The sequence below is a fragment of the Aquiflexum gelatinilyticum genome (genome assembly GCF_024813435.1).
Taxonomy (GTDB): domain Bacteria; phylum Bacteroidota; class Bacteroidia; order Cytophagales; family Cyclobacteriaceae; genus Cognataquiflexum; species Cognataquiflexum gelatinilyticum.
In genome coordinates this window covers 39368-56233 of the sequence record NZ_JANAEZ010000013.1, presented here as the reverse complement: position 1 = coordinate 56233, position 16866 = coordinate 39368, and the positions used below count along the sequence as shown (strand labels likewise).

The following is a 16866-nucleotide window of genomic DNA, read 5'->3' as shown; positions in this document are numbered from 1 at the left end:
ACCATAAAGGAACAAAAGGGAACAAAGATCGGACTTTTGTTTTCTTTGTTTCTTTGTTGTTCAATAAATAATGATCTACTAATATCACTGGGAATAGTTAAAATCTTCATTGAGAGGTAATTCTTCAAAATGGAATCTTGTTGGTGCCCAAAAACAAAAACTGCCCTTCGGATTTACCAAAGGGCAGTCATGATTTGTATTGATTTTTTTACCAAAATCTAAAGCGGTAATCTGAACCCACCTTTCGCCTCTTACCAGTTACCTTTAACCCCTTTATTCAACCGTCACTGACTTCGCCAGATTCCTTGGCTGATCGACATTGCAGCCTCTCATGACTGCGATGTGGTAGGAGAGTTGCTGCAAGGGAACCACTGCAATCAAAGGAACAAAGGCTTCTTCTGTTTCAGGAATTTCGATCACATGGTCTGCTAATCCTCTGACAGTGGTATCCCCCTCTGTGACTACGGCAATGATCTTACCTTTTCGGGCTTTTACCTCCTGAATGTTGCTGACGACTTTTTCATAAGAGCTGTCTTTGGTAGCGATGAAGACTACCGGCATTTCCTGATCAATCAAAGCAATTGGACCGTGTTTCATTTCTGCTGCAGGATAACCTTCTGCATGGATGTAAGAAATTTCTTTGAGCTTCAATGCCCCTTCCAATGCTACCGGGAAGTTGTATCCCCTTCCTAAGTAAAGGAAGTTGCGAGAATCTTTGTATTCTGCTGCAATGGCTTTGACCTTTGCATCAAGTTTAAGCGCTCTTTCTACTTTGGAAGGAATTGTTGCCAATTCATTCAATAGGTGCATGTACCGCGTTTCTGACAAAGTTCCTCTTTGATATCCCAATTTCAAGGCCATCATCGTCAGAACAGAAATCTGTGCTGTAAAAGCTTTGGTGGAAGCTACTCCGATTTCAGGACCTGCGTGGGTATACGATCCGGCGTGTGTTGCTCTCGGGATTGAAGATCCTACGACATTACACACTCCGAAGATGGTGGCGCCTTTGGATTTAGCCAATTCGATGGCAGCCAAAGTATCGGCTGTTTCCCCGGATTGGGAAATGGCGATGACAAAATCTTTTTCTGAAATGACTGGGTTTCTGTACCTGAATTCGGAAGCATATTCCACTTCTACAGGAATTCTTGCAAATTCTTCAAAAAGGTATTCAGCTACCAAGCCGGCATGCCAAGAAGTTCCACAGGCAGTGATGATGATTCTATCTGCGTTTTGGAATTTATTCATATAATCCCTCAAGCCACCAAGAACCAGCCTGCCGTTTTTGGCATCCAATCTTCCACGCATACAATCTGCGATAGATCTTGGTTGCTCGTTAATTTCTTTCAACATGAAATGCTCATAGCCTCCTTTTTCGATGGCCTCAAGTTCCATTTCAAGTTGATTGATATAAGGATTGGTCTCTACGTTCTCGATGGTTTTGATCTGAAGTTTGTTGTCACGGATGACTGCAATTTCATAATCATCAAGGTAGACCACCTGATTGGTATATTCTATAATTGGTGTTGCATCTGAAGCTAAGAAGTACTCATCTTCTCCGACCCCGATAACAAGGGGAGAGCCTTTTCTCGCTGCAATGAGGGTGTCCGGCTCTTCAATGTTCATGATGACGATGGCATAAGCACCGACGACTTTATGCAAAGCCAACCTTACTGCTTCCTCGAGGCTGATGTAATTGTTAGCATAGATGTCTTCAATGAATTTGATAAAAACCTCAGAGTCTGTTTCACTTTGGAATTTGTAACCCTTGTTGATCAGGTCGGTTTTGAGGACATCATAATTTTCAATGATTCCGTTATGGATCATTGCAAATTTTTCATTGGAGGAATAATGAGGATGTGCATTGACATCATTGGGTTCACCGTGTGTCGCCCAACGGGTATGACCAATTCCTATTTTGGAGTTCAAATCCCTGAAACTTTCAAGATGATTTTCCAGTTCTGAAACTTTCCCTTTTTTCTTGTAAATGCTGAGGCCGTCTTGCCCGAGTAAAGCCACACCGGCACTATCATAACCCCGGTATTCTAATCTCTTAAGTCCTTTGATGATGATTGGTAAGGCTTCTTTTTGCCCTACATAAGCTACGATTCCACACATATATAAAAATTTAACAGCCCAAATGTAAACTTTTTAGAATTATCGCAAAAATTATGGTCTAAAAAATACCCTTCTTTAAAATAAAACAATTTTTATCTCCACTTCTTTAAAATATGTCATTCTACAAAGATCTGCTTCTTGAATAGAATATTTTCATTTTAATCGTATTCTGGTCAATGACATAATCTTTCAGAGATTGGATAAAATTTCTGTCCTGCGTGGAGACAGCGGGATATAAAAGAAAGTCTCTTCTTGGCATTTTCTTTCTATACAAAGCATTCACGTGGGAAGTGATGAATTGCCTATAAAATTTTTCGTTGTTAATAAAAGCTAACAAAGCCGGTTGGTCAGAATAAATAGGTTCTGAGGTTACCGGATCTACCTGAACTCTTCCTTCGGGCTGTACGGCCATAGGAAGTCCGTCTGTTCGGAATAAAACTTCATTGGTTTCATTGGTAAAAAACATAATATGAAACTGAGGAGGTAATCTATCAGCGGAAAAATTGACTACAGGACCCATTTCCAAGGTTACCTGATTGAAATTGGCATTTTCCAAAGTGTCTAAAAACTCATCCAATGGGCTCATGTCCAATTTGATATACATCCCAAATGTCGATTTTCCGCCGGCATACTGACCCAAATCATAAGATGTGGTCGGTTCGGTGACGACCTCAATTGGCGTCCCTGTAGGGTCATTGATAACTTGGCTGAAATGCCTGGCTAAATTGAAATTTATGCCTGTTGCAATTGGATAGGCTCTTGAGACTGTGTCCCCTTCATTTTTGAAATAGAAAATAAAACCAGTATTATTTCCTATCACGGTACTAAAACCAACGTTTTCACCCTCCTCTGCTTTGAAGGCGAGGCCTGGTAAAAACTCACGAAAAGAGAAAATGTCCTGAAAATACCTGCCATCTTTTAATTCATCAAAAATTTCCTGAGTCAGTGCGTTGTCGATTTTGGTAGACACTATTGTATCCTGTCTGTCTGTAAAATCAAATGTAGCACTAAAAGAAGGAGTAGGCTCATAGGCTACGCTACTGAAATTATAATAGTCCACATCGCGAATCTGCTCAGTAAGAAGATGGACATTGATGGTTTTGGGATTGATGGTATCTGCGGTAAGTACTTCCCGCATATTGAATAAAAACCTGACCGAATCAAGGATTGCATTTTCTTTAGGTCTGGCAATATCTCTATTGAAAAAAAGTCGTGTGTATCCTATACTTTCTGTTTTACCAAAAAAATCGCTTTCCTCATTTCCATAGACCAACACACCGCTATTGGTGGTACTCAAGGAATCTTGAAGTACAACAGAAGCAGATAGGGATATTTCTTGGTAGAATACCCCTATCTGGTTGTTTTCAGGATCCAGCTCCAAACCTATATTGGAAGGATCCTCACAGGAAGTTGCAATGGTAAGAACAATGAATAATATCGCTGACAGTTTAGCCGGCCAAGTCATTATAGATGTTGTAATAACTTTCAAAAAGTTTCTCTTCTTCGTTGTTAATCTCACACTGTTTTTCTTTAGAGCACTCCTCGATGAGTTTGCTGAGGTTTTCGGATATGTCTTCACTTTTGATGACTACGTCGGCATATTCCATTCCAATTTTGAGGAAGCCTTCGTAATCTTTTGACTTTAGAGGTGCCAAGATAGCATCATCGATGTCTACCATTTTGACTTTCTCAAACAAATCGTCGCCAAATTTATGGGTAAATCCGGTATTGTAAATAGCAAAAACCGATTTTGTGTCCTTAAAGAGAGGCTCGTTTTTGTAGGTGGTTTTGAGATACATGGGGATCAGACTTGTCATCCAATCATTGCAATGTACCACATCAGGAGCCCAGCCTAATTTTTTTACTGTTTCAATGACACCTTTGCAAAAGAAAATAGCCCTTTCGTCATTGTCTTCATAGAATTTTTCATGCTTATCATGAAACACACTCTTTCTTTGGAAGTAGTCTTCATTGTCGATGAAGTAAACCTGAAGCTTGGCATTTGGAATGGAAGCAACCTTGATGATCAAAGGTTTCTCTTCTTCTCCTACGGCAATGTTGATCCCTGACAGCCTCACTACTTCATGCAATCTATTCTTTCTTTCATTGATGAGCCCAAATCTCGGCACAAGAATACGGATTTCCATCCCCATTTCCTGCATCGCCTGGGGCAGTGCCCTGACGAAATTTGCCACCTCAGAAGTCTGTAAAAACGGATTGATTTCACTTGCAACGTAGAGAATACGGAGTTTGGACATACCTTGTTGTGTTTAGATGAGTGATAATAAACGCACAAATATACAAAAAAAAGCGGTAAATCCATTGTATTTCTAAGGAATAACATAGTTTTGCCTCTATTTTACATTCGCAAAGTACAACAATAGTGTATATCCTTGGGACCAAAGAAGAGGTAAATAATAACCTTCAAATTCTCCGAAATAACAATAAAACCATTGGTTTGGTGCCTACAATGGGTGCTTTGCACCAAGGTCATTTGGAATTAGTCAAAATCGCAAAACAATATTCTGACATTGTAGTAGTGTCCATTTTCATTAATCCCACCCAATTCAACAACCAGGAGGACTTTGAAAAATATCCAAAAACTTTGGATAAAGACTTGGAACTGTTGGATAAATCCGGGGTAGATTACCTTTTTCTGCCAGAAACCATGGAGATTTATCCCTCAAAGCCTATGCTCTCCATAGATTTTGGACATTTGGATAAAATTTTGGAAGGTTCCTTCCGGCCTGGTCATTTCAATGGCGTTGGAATCGTCGTTTCCAAACTGTTAAATATTGTTAAACCTCATACTGCCTACTTCGGTCAGAAGGATTTGCAGCAAGTCGCTATCATAAAAAGACTGGTTCAGGACCTTTCTTTTGATGTTGAAATCCAAGTCGTCGCCACAGTAAGAGAAAAAGATGGAGTGGCATTGTCTTCCCGCAACCTCAGATTGGATTCGGACTCGAGACAGGCAGCCCGAATTATCTCAAAGGCATTATTTTTTGCAAAATCAGAACTTTTAGATGGCAGACCTTGGTTAAGCATCCGGAAAAAGATCAACCAGATGTTTGAATCCGAGCCAAAAGCCAAATTGGAATATTTCGAATTGGTAACTTCTGATTCTTTTTACGTATTAGAGGGTATCGGAGAAGAGAAAAATGTGTCAATCTGTACCGCGGCTTACTTCGGTGACGTCAGGTTGATCGACAACATTTCCATATTTGATTAAATTCGCGCAAAATTTTCCCACATGCACATTCAGGTTTTAAAATCTAAAATCCACAGGGTAAAAATTACCCAGGCAGAATTACATTATGTCGGTAGCATTACCATAGATGAAGACATCTTGGACGCTGCCAATATGATAGAGAATGAAAAAGTAGCTATCGTCAACATCAACAACGGCGAAAGACTCGAAACTTATATCATCAAAGGAGAAAGAGGAAGCGGCATGGTTTGTCTCAATGGTCCCGCTGCGAGAAAAGCGCAGGTTGGCGATATCGTCATCATTATTTCCTATGCTTCTATGGATTTTGAGGAAGCTAAAAAACACAAACCGGTCATCGTATTTCCTGATGAGCACAATAAACTGATTTAAAAGTGAAATTAAACCTCAAGCAATGGGTCCAGGTGGCATTGTCTATGATAGTAGCTATCTGGATTTTTTGGTTTTTGTATAAGGATATCAGCTTTGAAAGTCTTAGGAAGTCTGTTTCAGAAACTTCTTTCCTTTTGTTGATGAGCTCTATTTTTGTTTCTCTCATTGGATTTTGGCTTCGAGCTTGGCGATGGACCTTACTACTCGATGCGGAAGAGCCTTATAAAACGCCATCCATCAGGGCATTTTGGGCATTGATGGTCGGTTATCTGACCAATTTGCTTGTGCCTAGAGCCGGGGAATTGGCCCGCTGTGGGGTTTTGGCAAAAACCGATGGCTTACAAATGGGCAAATTATTTGGGACGGTAATCCTCGAAAGAACAGTCGACCTTCTTTTTCTCGTTTTCACCATCTTCCTGGCATTTGTCATTGAAAGAAACCTGTTTCTTGAGCTTTTTTCGGAACTTGTTTCTGTGGAAGCTTTGGTAGAAAAAGTAACCCAATACCTTCCTCTTCTAATCGGAGGCTTATTGGTAATGGCCATATTCTTTTATTTTGCTTTTCTGAAATACAGAGAAAGTAATATTTTTAAAAAATTAAGGCACTTTACCCGCGATTTGGTCAAAGGCATCATCAGCATCAGGCAAGTCCGCAACCAATCCGGGTTTTGGGGAAGCTCATTTGCAATCTGGATGATTTATTATGTTACCTTGGTTTTGGTAGCTTGGGCCATTCCTTCTACTGCCAACTTGTCACTAAGCTCGCTGCTTATGGTGATGGTGATGGGAAGTATTGGCATGGTTGCACCTGTTCAGGGGGGTATCGGGACCTTTCACGCATTGGTGGCCTTTATTTTGATGGCATATGGACTAAGTGAGGAAGAAGGTAAAATATTCGCAGTGATCGTCCATAGCAGTCAGGTTTTGACTGTGTTAATCTTGGGACTTGTTTCGCTAGGGTTTATCCTAAAAATAACTTCCAAAAAAGTATCCAAAACTTTCTAATTTCGTAAACACAAAGCAAAAAATAAAAAACTATGATTATTCTAATTGTCGTTGTCTTCGCAGTGCTTGGATTTGTAGTCAGCTCAAAGCTGAAAAGCAAATTCAAAAAGTATTCACAGACTCCTTTGATGGCAAATCTTTCAGGAAAAGAAATTGCCGAATTGATGTTGGCAGATAATAATATCCATGATGTCAAGGTGGTGTCTGTGGAAGGTCAGCTCACTGACCACTATAATCCGATGAACAAAACTGTCAACCTCAGCCCGGATGTGTTCTATGGAAGAAACGCCGCCGCGGCTGCTGTGTCCGCCCACGAATGTGGTCACGCTGTGCAGCATGCACGATCTTACGCTTGGCTCAACCTCCGCTCAGCTATGGTTCCTGTTCAAAATATCAGTGGGAAAATATTGAATATTGTCCTGATTGCTTCCTTATTAGGTGGAGCGTTTATGGGGCTTCCTTATGAAATAATAGGATACATTGTCGTAGGTTCTTATGGTGTCATGACTCTTTTCACCTTGGTTACTCTTCCTGTGGAATTTGATGCGAGCAACAGGGCATTGGCTTGGGTAAAACAAAGAAACATTGTGACTCCTTCCGAGTTTGAAATGTCTAAAGATGCTTTGAAATGGGCAGCTATGACTTATGTAGTAGCCGCACTTGCGGCATTGGCTACTTTGGCCTATTATGTCTTTATTTTCTTTGGCAACAGAGATTAAGGAAACTTAAATTGGTTAAATGAGTTTACTTTAAGGGGCAAGAAATTGTCCCTTATTTTTTTTTCTTATATATTCCAAGCGAAATAATTAACCCAAATATTCTTATGAATTTCGAATACACAGAAGAACATGTAGCAGTCCGTGATGCAGCAAGGGAGTTTGCTCATTCGGAACTTTTGGCAGGTGTAATTGACAGAGACACAGAAGGAAAGTTTCCAAAAGAACAGGTGAAAAAAATGGGGGAACTGGGATTTATGGGCATGATGGTAGACCCCAAATACAACGGGGGAGGAATGGACACCATCTCGTATGTGTTGGCGATGGAAGAAATTTCCAAGATCGATGCCTCAGCCTCGGTCTGTATGTCGGTTAACAATTCCCTGGTATGTTGGGGATTGGAAAAGTATGGATCTGAGGAACAAAAAGAAAAGTATTTAAAACGGTTGGCTTCCGGGGAAATAATCGGGGCTTTTTGCCTTTCTGAACCAGAGGCGGGGTCTGATGCCACTTCACAAAAGACTTCGGCTGAATTGGTAGGTGACCACTATGTCCTCAATGGAACAAAAAACTGGATAACAAACGGGAGTTCCGCTTCTGTTTATCTTGTGATTGCACAGACTGACGCTTCCAAGGGGCATAAAGGGATTTCTGTATTTATTGTAGAAAAAGGGCAAGAAGGATTTGTAATTGGGAAAAAAGAAGATAAATTGGGCATTCGAGGCTCTGACACCCATTCCTTGATGTTTTCTGATGTTAAGGTTCCCATTTCCAATAGGATTGGAGATGAAGGTTTTGGTTTTACATTCGCCATGGAAACCCTTAATGGAGGAAGGATCGGAATTGCAGCCCAAGCTTTGGGAATTGCCGCAGGGGCATACGAATTGGCCCTTGCTTATTCCAAAGAAAGAAAGGCATTTGGAAAACCAATCAGTCAGCATCAGGCCATACAATTTAAATTGGCAGATATGGCCACTCAGATTGAAGCTGCCAGACTTCTTGTTCTCAAAGCAGCTTGGTTGAAGGATGAAGGAAAGGATTATGCCTTTGCTAGTGCCATGGCAAAATTGTATGCTTCAGAAGTGGCGATGAATGTTACCATAGAAGCGGTTCAAGTACATGGAGGATATGGATATGTTAAAGAGTATCATGTGGAGAGATTGATGCGCGACGCAAAAATTACACAGATTTATGAAGGAACGAGCGAAATTCAAAAAATAGTCATATCAAGAAGTATAATAAGATAATCAAATTTTAATTGGAAAAAAAGGTATAAAATCTATTTTTTATACCTTTTTTCTTTTTTTATCAAAAAAATATTGAATAATCACCTTGCTTTTAGAAAATTGTTATAGTTTTACGCCATAACCTATAATAACTGTTTTCATGGAATATTACAATAAGGTAATCGAATCTGTCGGGGTTAGGTTTCTGAAGGGCAACAATTTCAAAATTGAAAAGCCTATTACAGTTTTGGATTACAGTGATACCGAAAATACCATTTTATTGCTTCATCAAGGATCGCTCAAGTTTTCTGAAGAAATGGAATTGGTAAATGAAGGTGAAATTCTTTTTATACCTGCAGGAAGAAAGACAAATATTTCCTTTGGTCAACAAGGGAAAAAAACTGAAACCAATATTGAGGGATTTCTTGACAACAAAAGGAAATACCTTCAGACAATCTCTTTCAAAGAAATCAAAAGCGTAGAGGAGGATTGTGTTACAATCCTGAATTTTGAAGCGAAGGTTTTTGATGTTGTCAATTTCTTTCACTCTTTGGGTATTCCACCCTTCGTCATCAGGTTCAATGATCGGATTGCTACAATAGTAGAAGATATCATCAAAGAATCGGAGCAAAATACGCCCGGAAAAGAAAGGGTGGTCAAATTATACACCGAACTTTTGGTAATTGAAATTGTACGCCATGTTCTCAAAAACAGGTTGTTTGTGGAAGAACTTTCGACAAATAGCACCTACTTTAAAGATCCAAGGCTTATCGACTTGTTCAATTATATCAAAAAGAATATCGGTGGAGACCTTTCTAACAAAGTATTGGCAAAGGTTGCCAATGTATCCGAAGATTATGTGGGTCAGTATTTCAAGATGTTGACAGGTATCAATCCACAGGATTATATCGAATACCAAAGAATGGAAGCTGCCGTCGAATTGCTGAGAACTTCCAAAAAGAGCATTCGGGATATCGGTAAGGATGTTGGCTACAAAGACACTGCTTATTTCTGTAGAAGATTTAAAATGATGTATGGCTTGCCAGCAGGAAAAATGAGAAGACGAGAATCATTAATAAACGTACAGTAAACCCAATCAATTTGACTAAAAAAACCGTCCCTCTGAGTTAGGGACGGTTTTTTCATTTATGGACAAAAATTAATTTTTTTAGAATTCCACGATTATCCCAATTGTTGGAAGTATAGTTCCTGCAGGATTATCAATAAACCTCATCTGGTATCTGCTTGGATCGTTAGGATCGATTTTGATACTGCCGTCTGACTCTCTAACCGGGATCAATACGGGAGGTTGTTGGGCTTGGAAATTGAAAGCATTTTGTACATCGAAATACCAGTTCAAGTTCCATTTATTAAAGAAATATCTCTTGTCAATCCTGAAATCCAGTTGATTGAAAGCTGACAATCTCTGGGAATTGATTTGATTAAAATCCAAAACAGCCCTACCTGTAAGGTCCCATACTTCTCTCAATGATGAAGTTTCCACATCTACCGGAGTAAAAGGCAATCCACCCAGATATCTCCATCTTGCTCCAACTTCCCAGTTTTTCTTGAACCTTCTGCCGGCGGTTAAGCTGACTATGACCCTGTTGTCCCAAGCGGAGGGAACAAATCCTTCAGTATTTGGATTTGTAAATTCACTCCTCACTAAAGTGACAGCAGCTATCCCATAGAAATTGTTAAACAATCTCTGCTGTGCCAAAAACTCCAAACCATAAGCGCGGCCTTCAGAATCAGAAGTTACAGGTTCATTACCAATTACTCCGAAATCCGCCCCAAGATTTGCTAGAGATATACCGTTTCTGATCGAGGAAGGATAGTTGGCGTAGAGTTTATAAAATCCTTCAACACTGAATCTTCTGCTTTTCTCAGGGATTACTCTTTCGATTCCGGTGATGAAATGGGTAGACCTGATGAATTTGATGTCGTTTATCTGGTTCAGGAGTTCTCCCTCACTGTTTCTGTATCCTAGAGCTGTATAAGGTGGCTTTTGGTAGTAAATCCCGACATTGGCTGTCCAAAACAGTTGTGGTTTGATTTGGTAAGAAACCGACGCTCTTGGACTCAATTGATTCAAGGGATTTTGAGCAGTTTTGCCAAAGTCGCTTCCATCCATTCTCAATCCGGCAGTAACTAGCAAGCGTTCATTGTTAAAATACTTGCTTCCTGATACAAATGCCCCGTAGCTGTTGAAAAATGCTTTTGCTTCCACATTGATCACTTCTCCTTCAGTCGCTAAAGTACTTCTGTCAAATTCGCTGATGAAGTACCTGGCATACTCATAATTCACACCATATTTAAGATTGAATCCATTGCTGAAAATAGAATTTTCTGCCCTGAACTTATTTTCACTTTCTTGAGAAGTATAGTCAAACAAAAGATTTTCGGGAGTACTGTCGTCATTTTGTGCATATTTGAATGACCGATTGTTCAGCATGTTTCGACTCAAAATAAATGTCCAAAAGCCGTTTTCTCTAAATCTTTTCAGTTTTAAACCCGTTGCATAATTCCATTGGGTGGATACAGGGAGATTTTGCAAAGTATAAAGCCTTTCTTCCCTTTCTTCTTCTGTTTCATCTTCAGGAACATCAAAATTCAATGCAAAATCATCAATGGCTCCCACTCCAATAAATGTCAATTCAGTTTTGGCATTGAGTTTTGTCGTAGTTTTCAACTGAAAATCATTGAAAGTAGGCAAGAACGGAAGCTGGAGCTGTCTGAAAAGAAATTGAAGATAGGATCTTCTTGCAGAAAGGATATAAGTTGTTTTTTCCCCAATAGGACCTTCATTGGATAGGGTCAACTCACTCGCTCCCAATGTAAGTTGGGTGAACATTTTGTCTTTTCTTCCTTCTTTCAGTTGGAATTCAAAGAAAGAACTGAGGGAGTTCATTCTGTCTGCTGGAAATCCGCCGGTGATGACGTCTACATTCTTGATGAGGTTGACATTCAGGATTCCGACAGGACCTCCAGAAGAGCCCTGGGTAGAAAAGTGGTTGATAACCGGAACCTCAATTTCATCGATAAAGAACTTATTTTCGTTTGGGGCTCCGCCACGAATAATGATATCGTTTCTAAAACTTGCTGTGCTTGCCACTCCGGGGAGAGACTGGATTACCCTGCTGATATCCCTGTTTCCGCCCGGATACCTTTCGATTTCATTGGTATTGAGTCTTCTTACTGAAATGGGAGTCTCATCCGAACGAGTAAATTCAGCATCTACCGTCACCTCTGTCAGTTCAGAGGCTTCCTCTTTGAGGTCAAAATCAAGCCTTACCGCTCTGGCTAAAGTCACTTGGATTTCAAAAAATGTCTTTGCTCTAAATCCTATAAAGCTAGCCCTGATATTATATAGTCCAGCTGGTAAATCTGATAAGATATAATTTCCTTCTTCATCTGTCACTGTACCGAAATCAGTTCCCAAAACAACCACATTTGCAAAGGGGATCCCTTCGTTATTGACTGGGTTAAAAACTCGGCCTCTGACTTCCCCACCTTGGGCAAATAAATCTGAAAGCGTAAATGAAAGTAAGATAATTGTAAATAATAGTCTCATATGCTGGTATTAGTTTCAAAGTACTAATCTGTTTTTAGTCAAGATTGTTCAAATAATTTTAAAAAATTGATAAATGTTAAATTAACCCCCTTTTTCGAGATCTTCTTTTATCTTCCAAAGTCTCCACCACGGTGTTCCTGGAGAATCATGGTGCTCATAGTGGTAACCAAAAAAGTAACAGGATAGGAAAGCCCAAAAGTGGTTTTTTGATTGGCTTTTTGAATGATGCTTGTTGTCGGATTCTCCCATATGGGGCAGAAATGTTCCAAAATAAAAAAGTTGTAGGGTAGAAAGTACTGCAGGCATCATCCAAAATACCACCAGATTTTCGGTGGGAAGAAAAAGTTTTAAAACATTGAAAGTCACTGCCATCAAAAGTATCTGCCAGACAGATACATATTGTCTTATAAAACTCAAATACCAGATCAGGAATTTGCCGGAAGGATGATAGTCGGGATCTTTGTCCGTAGCTACGAACCGATGGTGTTCATGGTGTTTTGGAAATAGTCTCCAATAAAAATTATAGGAAAAAAGAATTGCGGAAATCCAGCCAATGCTATGATTTAGTTTTTTATTATCAGCCACGATCCCGTGCATTGCGTCATGGGCGGTAATAAAAAGTCCTGTATATAAGTGGGTTTGAATCAGTATGCCCAGATAAACCAATGGATTTGACCATGAAATATCCAAACTCAGGAGAAAATACAAGGAGATAAACCAAAAGGAAATAATGCATACCGCGATGATGACACCTGTATTCCCAATCAGATTTGATGATTTTTCTTTGTAATTCACGCGGTAAATTTAGGAAAGAAAGGCTTAAAAAGTTTCTATTCTCTCTTTTACTTGTTCCATGAGCCACATTGGGGTGGAAGTAGCTCCACATATTCCCACAGTTTCATTTTCGGTAAACCAATGAATATCTACTTGGTCAGGATTTGATACAAAGTAAGTATTGGGGTTTTTCTCCCTGCAAACATTGTAAAGGACTTTTCCATTAGATGATTTGGTTCCACTGACGAAAATAATCCTGTCGAATTTCTCAGCAAATATCCTTAATTCTTTGTCTCTGTTAGAAACCTGCCTGCAAATGGTGTCATTTGTATTTACCTCTATGCCGCTTTCTTTGAAAGCTTCGTTTATTTTATAAAAATTGTCTGTGCTTTTTGTAGTCTGACTGTATAAGGTCAGGTTTTTCGGTAACGACGGTAGATCAAGTTCATTGATATCCTGAAAAACCACTGCCTTGTTGTTGGTCTGCCCGAGAAGTCCTATGACTTCAGCATGACCATGTTTGCCGTAGATATAGATCGTTTCGTCTTTGTCAAATGAGTTTTTGATGCGATTTTGAAGTTTCAGCACTACTGGACAGCTAGCATCGATCAATGTAAGGTTGTTGTTGATCGCAAGTTCATATGTCGAAGGTGGTTCACCATGCGCCCTTATCAATACCTTTTCATTAAAAAGACTTTTCAATTCATCATGATCTATGATTTTGAGTCCTTTTTTTGTCAGTCTGTTTACTTCCTCATCATTGTGCACAATATCCCCCAAACAATATAAATAACCTTGTTCTTCAAGAACCTCCTCCGCCATTTCAATGGCATAGACGACTCCAAAACAAAAGCCTGAATGTTGGTCGATTTGTACTTTCAAGTTCATCATAGGTAAGTAACTTAGGACTTGGTAAATTGTTTTTAAGCTTTTATCCTCTTGAATCTATTGACTTGTTTTTTGCTTATATTAGATTAACTGAGATCAGTTGAAACCAAGTTTTGTTCCAAAGTAAGTGCTCAGCAACAGGGACAATTTTCTGCTGTTTGGAATCCTGATTCTCTCCTGGGTTATAGTCTCGGGAGGTAAGCTTTTGATTTTGTCGAACAGTTTTTGATAATAAAGATAAGCAACCTTAACTCCCATTTTGGCCCCTTTTGGCAATCTCCTGATACCGTCCAATGCCTCATCAAAATCTTTCTGAATATCCTCTTCAATAAGTTGTTTGGTCGATTTATCAAAAGAATTAAAGTCCACCCCAGGAAAATATACCCTTCCTCTTTCTTCAAAATCACTTTTGATGTCACGAAGGAAATTGACTTTTTGAAAAGCTGCACCCAGCTTACAGGCAGGTGATTTGAGGCTTTCATACATGCTGTTGTCTCCTTCACAAAAGACCTTCAGGCACATCAAACCAACTACTTCTGCTGAACCATAAATGTATTCATGGTACTTTGAATCATTGTAAGTTTTAAAGTCCAAGTCCATTTCCATACTCCTCAGGAAAGCTTCAATCAATTCTTTATCGATCTTATATTCATTTACAATTAATTGGAATGCATGCAATACGGGGTTTAGGCTTATTCTTTCATCGATTGCCTCGTAAGCATCACTTTTGAACCTGTCAAGGAGGGCTTTTTTGTCTTTGTCGTGAAATGTATCCACGATTTCATCAGCATACCGGACAAATCCATATACCGCATAAATAGGTAAATGAAATTTTTTATCCAATGTTTTGATACCCAATGTAAAGCTAGTGCTGTATCGTTGGGTAATCAATTTGCTGCATTCAAAAGTAGTTTTGTCAAAAAGGCTCCTCGCATTCATACCTATAATATAGCAATTAATTTACTAATTGTTTTCTTTGATAACTTCTTTTGCGACTACATGGCCCGAAATCAAACTTGGAGGGACTCCAGGTCCAGGAACAGTAAGCTGTCCTGTATAGTACATGTTTTTGACTTTTTTATTTTTTAGAGAAGGTTTCAAAATTGCGGTCTGGAATAGGGTGTTTGCCAGTCCATAAGCATTTCCTTTGAATGCATGGTAGTCTGATTTGAAATCACTATGCGCATATGAACGCTTGAAAATGACATGGCTCCGAATCTCCTGTCCTGTCAGTTTTTCAAGTCTGTCCATGACCATGTGGTAATATTTTTCCCTTACTTCCTCTCCATCTTCCAAGTCTGGTGCAAGTGGAATCAATATCACTAAGTTTTCCTGTCCCTCCGGTGCTACACTTGGATCTGTTTTGGAAGCAGCGGAAAGGTAAAAAAGTGGTTTTTCTGGCCATCTAGGATGAGTATAAATGGCGTCCGCATGCGGGCCCATTTGTTCGTCAAAAAAGAGGCAGTGATGGGTGACGTTTTCGATTTTCTTGTCCACGCCAAGGTAGAAGAGTAAGCTTGATGGTGCCATGACACGCTTATCCCAATAACCTTCATTATAGTTTCTATATTCTGGAGCCAATAAAACATTCTCCACATGATGATAATCTGCACCAGCTACCAGAATATCTGTTTCGATCTTTTCACCATTTTTCAAAACTACATTGCGGGCTATGCCATTGGTGACATTGATATGGTCTACCTCAGCGCCCAACCGGAATTTCACACCTTTTTCTTCGGCCAAGCTGATCATGCCCTCCACAATTTTGAACATGCCTCCCATAGGATACCAAGTGCCCAAAGCAATGTCTGCATAATTCATCAGGCTGTAGAGTGCAGGAATATTGTCTGCAGTTCCTCCTAGAAAAAGAACCGGGAATTCCATCAATCTGATGATTTTCTCATGTTTGAAAAACTTTCTGACATGTTTGGACATTGACTGAAATACATCCATCCGAACTACATCTATCAGTAATTTGGGGTTGGTAAACTCGGTCAGATACCTGCTCGGTTTATAGACCAAATCCTCAATCCCCACTTTGTATTTGTATGCCGCCTGCTTCAGGAATTCATCCAGTTTTGGTCCCACACCCGGTTCCAATGACTCTAATAAACCTTTGAATTCTTCAAGGTTTGCAGGGATTTCCATGAAATCGTTTTCCCCGAAGACGACGGTGTAGGATGGGCTGAGGCGCTTTAGATCATAATAATCAGAGACCTTTTTTCCAAAATATCCGAAGTAAGTTTCAAAGACATCCGGCATCCAATACCAGCTGGGACCCATATCAAAAACAAAACCCTCGGATTCGAACTGTCTCGCTCTTCCCCCGGGGGTATTATTTTTTTCTAAAATTGTCACTTGGTATCCGGCATTTGCCAGGTGTGTGGCAGCGGACAATCCGGCAAAACCCGAACCAATCACCACCACATTTTTCTTGTTTTTTGACATTAATTTCTATGTTTGTACATATGCAAGTCATCTTTTAGTAGTTTCCTCGCAATATGTATTCTGTTTTTTACTGTTCCGATCGGGATCTCCAATTTGTCTGCAATCTCATGGTATTTGAAACCTCTGAAGTGCATCATAAATGGTGTTTTATAGACATCTTCTAGGTTTCCGATTGCAACTTGGATGTCATCCATCGCGAAGTCTCCATAAGCTCCATTCTCGACAAGAACATCACCTGAATTAAGATAATGCAAATTATCTGTTGTGTCAACAAAGGTACCTCTTCTTACCATTCTTTGGTAATTGGTAATGAAGGTATTCTTCATAATCGTGTAAAGCCATGCCTTGAGATTTGTTCCTTCTGTGAATTTATCCTTGTTGGTAAAAGCCTTTACCATGGTATCCTGCAGAAGATCGTTGGCATCATCTGTGTCCCTGGTCAACTTTAACGCAAAAGGCTTTAAAGAACTGGAAAGCTTCTGTAGCGAGTAACTGAATTCTAGAGTCGTCATGGCTTTTT

The 16866-nt window shown here is 39.7% G+C and carries 15 protein-coding genes; 6 read left to right on the top strand and 9 right to left on the bottom strand.

The annotated features are described in order from the left end of the window. Window positions 1–273 precede the first annotated feature (273 nt). From glmS to NK987_RS20600, 3 genes are all read right to left on the bottom strand, one after another. Entirely contained in the window at window positions 274–2115 is a 1842-nt protein-coding gene (gene glmS / locus NK987_RS20610) for a glutamine--fructose-6-phosphate transaminase (isomerizing) (RefSeq protein ID WP_259265391.1), read from the bottom strand. Window positions 2116–2236: 121 nt separating this feature from the next. Next, complete coding sequence (locus tag NK987_RS20605; RefSeq protein ID WP_258424010.1) at window positions 2237–3580, bottom strand: DUF4270 domain-containing protein; 1344 nt, start codon at window positions 3578–3580, stop codon at window positions 2237–2239. After that, window positions 3564–4373 (bottom strand): glycogen/starch synthase, encoded by an 810-nt coding sequence (locus tag NK987_RS20600; RefSeq protein ID WP_113926273.1) that lies wholly within the window; start codon window positions 4371–4373, stop codon window positions 3564–3566. Before NK987_RS20600 ends, NK987_RS20605 begins: the two co-directional genes overlap by 17 nt. Window positions 4374–4498: 125 nt before the next feature. Here NK987_RS20600 and panC point away from each other — a divergent pair, with 125 nt between their 5' ends. The 6 genes from panC (at window position 4499) to NK987_RS20570 (ending at window position 9752) form a co-directional block, all read left to right on the top strand. Then, complete coding sequence (gene panC, locus NK987_RS20595; protein ID WP_258424009.1) at window positions 4499–5347, top strand: pantoate--beta-alanine ligase; 849 nt, start codon at window positions 4499–4501, stop codon at window positions 5345–5347. 21 nt (window positions 5348–5368) lie between these two features. Beyond that, window positions 5369–5716 carry an aspartate 1-decarboxylase gene (gene panD / locus NK987_RS20590; protein ID WP_113926275.1) on the top strand — a complete coding sequence of 116 codons (348 nt, stop codon included), beginning with the start codon at window positions 5369–5371 and terminating at the stop codon, window positions 5714–5716. A gap of 2 nt (window positions 5717–5718) precedes the next feature. Beyond that, window positions 5719–6720, top strand: a complete 1002-nt coding sequence (locus NK987_RS20585) for a lysylphosphatidylglycerol synthase transmembrane domain-containing protein (protein WP_258424008.1) — start codon at window positions 5719–5721, stop codon at window positions 6718–6720. A 32-nt stretch (window positions 6721–6752) separates the two neighbouring features. Next, window positions 6753–7439, top strand: a complete 687-nt coding sequence (locus NK987_RS20580; RefSeq protein ID WP_258424007.1) for a zinc metallopeptidase — start codon at window positions 6753–6755, stop codon at window positions 7437–7439. A gap of 104 nt (window positions 7440–7543) precedes the next feature. Then, window positions 7544–8683 carry an acyl-CoA dehydrogenase gene (locus tag NK987_RS20575; RefSeq protein WP_259265390.1) on the top strand — a complete coding sequence of 380 codons (1140 nt, stop codon included), beginning with the start codon at window positions 7544–7546 and terminating at the stop codon, window positions 8681–8683. Between the two features lie 139 nt (window positions 8684–8822). Then, on the top strand, window positions 8823–9752 hold the full coding sequence (locus tag NK987_RS20570) for an AraC family transcriptional regulator (protein WP_258424005.1): 930 nt from the start codon (window positions 8823–8825) through the stop codon (window positions 9750–9752). 78 nt (window positions 9753–9830) lie between these two features. Here NK987_RS20570 and NK987_RS20565 read toward each other — a convergent pair whose 3' ends face one another. From NK987_RS20565 to NK987_RS20540, 6 genes are all read right to left on the bottom strand, one after another. Next, window positions 9831–12236: a TonB-dependent receptor gene (locus NK987_RS20565; protein ID WP_259265389.1), complete on the bottom strand. Its 2406-nt coding sequence runs from the start codon at window positions 12234–12236 to the stop codon at window positions 9831–9833. Window positions 12237–12317: 81 nt separating this feature from the next. Continuing rightward, a complete protein-coding gene (locus NK987_RS20560) occupies window positions 12318–13031 on the bottom strand; it encodes a fatty acid desaturase (protein WP_258424003.1) in 714 nt (237 codons plus the stop codon). 24 nt (window positions 13032–13055) lie between these two features. Then, entirely contained in the window at window positions 13056–13901 is an 846-nt protein-coding gene (locus tag NK987_RS20555) for a 4-hydroxy-3-methylbut-2-enyl diphosphate reductase (protein WP_259265388.1), read from the bottom strand. A gap of 93 nt (window positions 13902–13994) precedes the next feature. Continuing rightward, window positions 13995–14837, bottom strand: a complete 843-nt coding sequence (locus tag NK987_RS20550) for a phytoene/squalene synthase family protein (RefSeq protein WP_258424001.1) — start codon at window positions 14835–14837, stop codon at window positions 13995–13997. Between the two features lie 24 nt (window positions 14838–14861). Beyond that, the gene (locus tag NK987_RS20545; protein ID WP_259265387.1) at window positions 14862–16346 is read right to left on the bottom strand and encodes a phytoene desaturase family protein; all 1485 of its coding nucleotides are present in this window, start codon (window positions 16344–16346) and stop codon (window positions 14862–14864) included. Further along, window positions 16346–16858, bottom strand: a complete 513-nt coding sequence (locus NK987_RS20540) for an RNA polymerase sigma factor (protein ID WP_258423999.1) — start codon at window positions 16856–16858, stop codon at window positions 16346–16348. The genes NK987_RS20545 and NK987_RS20540 overlap by 1 nt, the downstream gene beginning before the upstream one ends. Between the last annotated feature and the right edge of the window lie 8 nt (window positions 16859–16866).

Bases quoted from the DNA above. Each gene is read 5' to 3' on its own strand.
- glmS (WP_259265391.1), bottom strand. From the start codon at position 2,115: ATGTGTGGAATCGTAGCTTATGTAGGGCAAAAAGAAGCCTTACCAATC.
- NK987_RS20605 (WP_258424010.1), bottom strand. From the start codon at position 3,580: ATGACTTGGCCGGCTAAACTGTCAGCGATATTATTCATTGTTCTTACC.
- NK987_RS20600 (WP_113926273.1), bottom strand. From the start codon at position 4,373: ATGTCCAAACTCCGTATTCTCTACGTTGCAAGTGAAATCAATCCGTTT.
- panD (WP_113926275.1), top strand. From the start codon at position 5,369: ATGCACATTCAGGTTTTAAAATCTAAAATCCACAGGGTAAAAATTACC.
- NK987_RS20580 (WP_258424007.1), top strand. From the start codon at position 6,753: ATGATTATTCTAATTGTCGTTGTCTTCGCAGTGCTTGGATTTGTAGTC.
- NK987_RS20575 (WP_259265390.1), top strand. From the start codon at position 7,544: ATGAATTTCGAATACACAGAAGAACATGTAGCAGTCCGTGATGCAGCA.
- NK987_RS20570 (WP_258424005.1), top strand. From the start codon at position 8,823: ATGGAATATTACAATAAGGTAATCGAATCTGTCGGGGTTAGGTTTCTG.
- NK987_RS20565 (WP_259265389.1), bottom strand. From the start codon at position 12,236: ATGAGACTATTATTTACAATTATCTTACTTTCATTTACGCTTTCAGAT.
- NK987_RS20555 (WP_259265388.1), bottom strand. From the start codon at position 13,901: ATGATGAACTTGAAAGTACAAATCGACCAACATTCAGGCTTTTGTTTT.
- NK987_RS20550 (WP_258424001.1), bottom strand. From the start codon at position 14,837: ATGAATGCGAGGAGCCTTTTTGACAAAACTACTTTTGAATGCAGCAAA.
- NK987_RS20545 (WP_259265387.1), bottom strand. From the start codon at position 16,346: ATGTCAAAAAACAAGAAAAATGTGGTGGTGATTGGTTCGGGTTTTGCC.
- NK987_RS20540 (WP_258423999.1), bottom strand. From the start codon at position 16,858: ATGACGACTCTAGAATTCAGTTACTCGCTACAGAAGCTTTCCAGTTCT.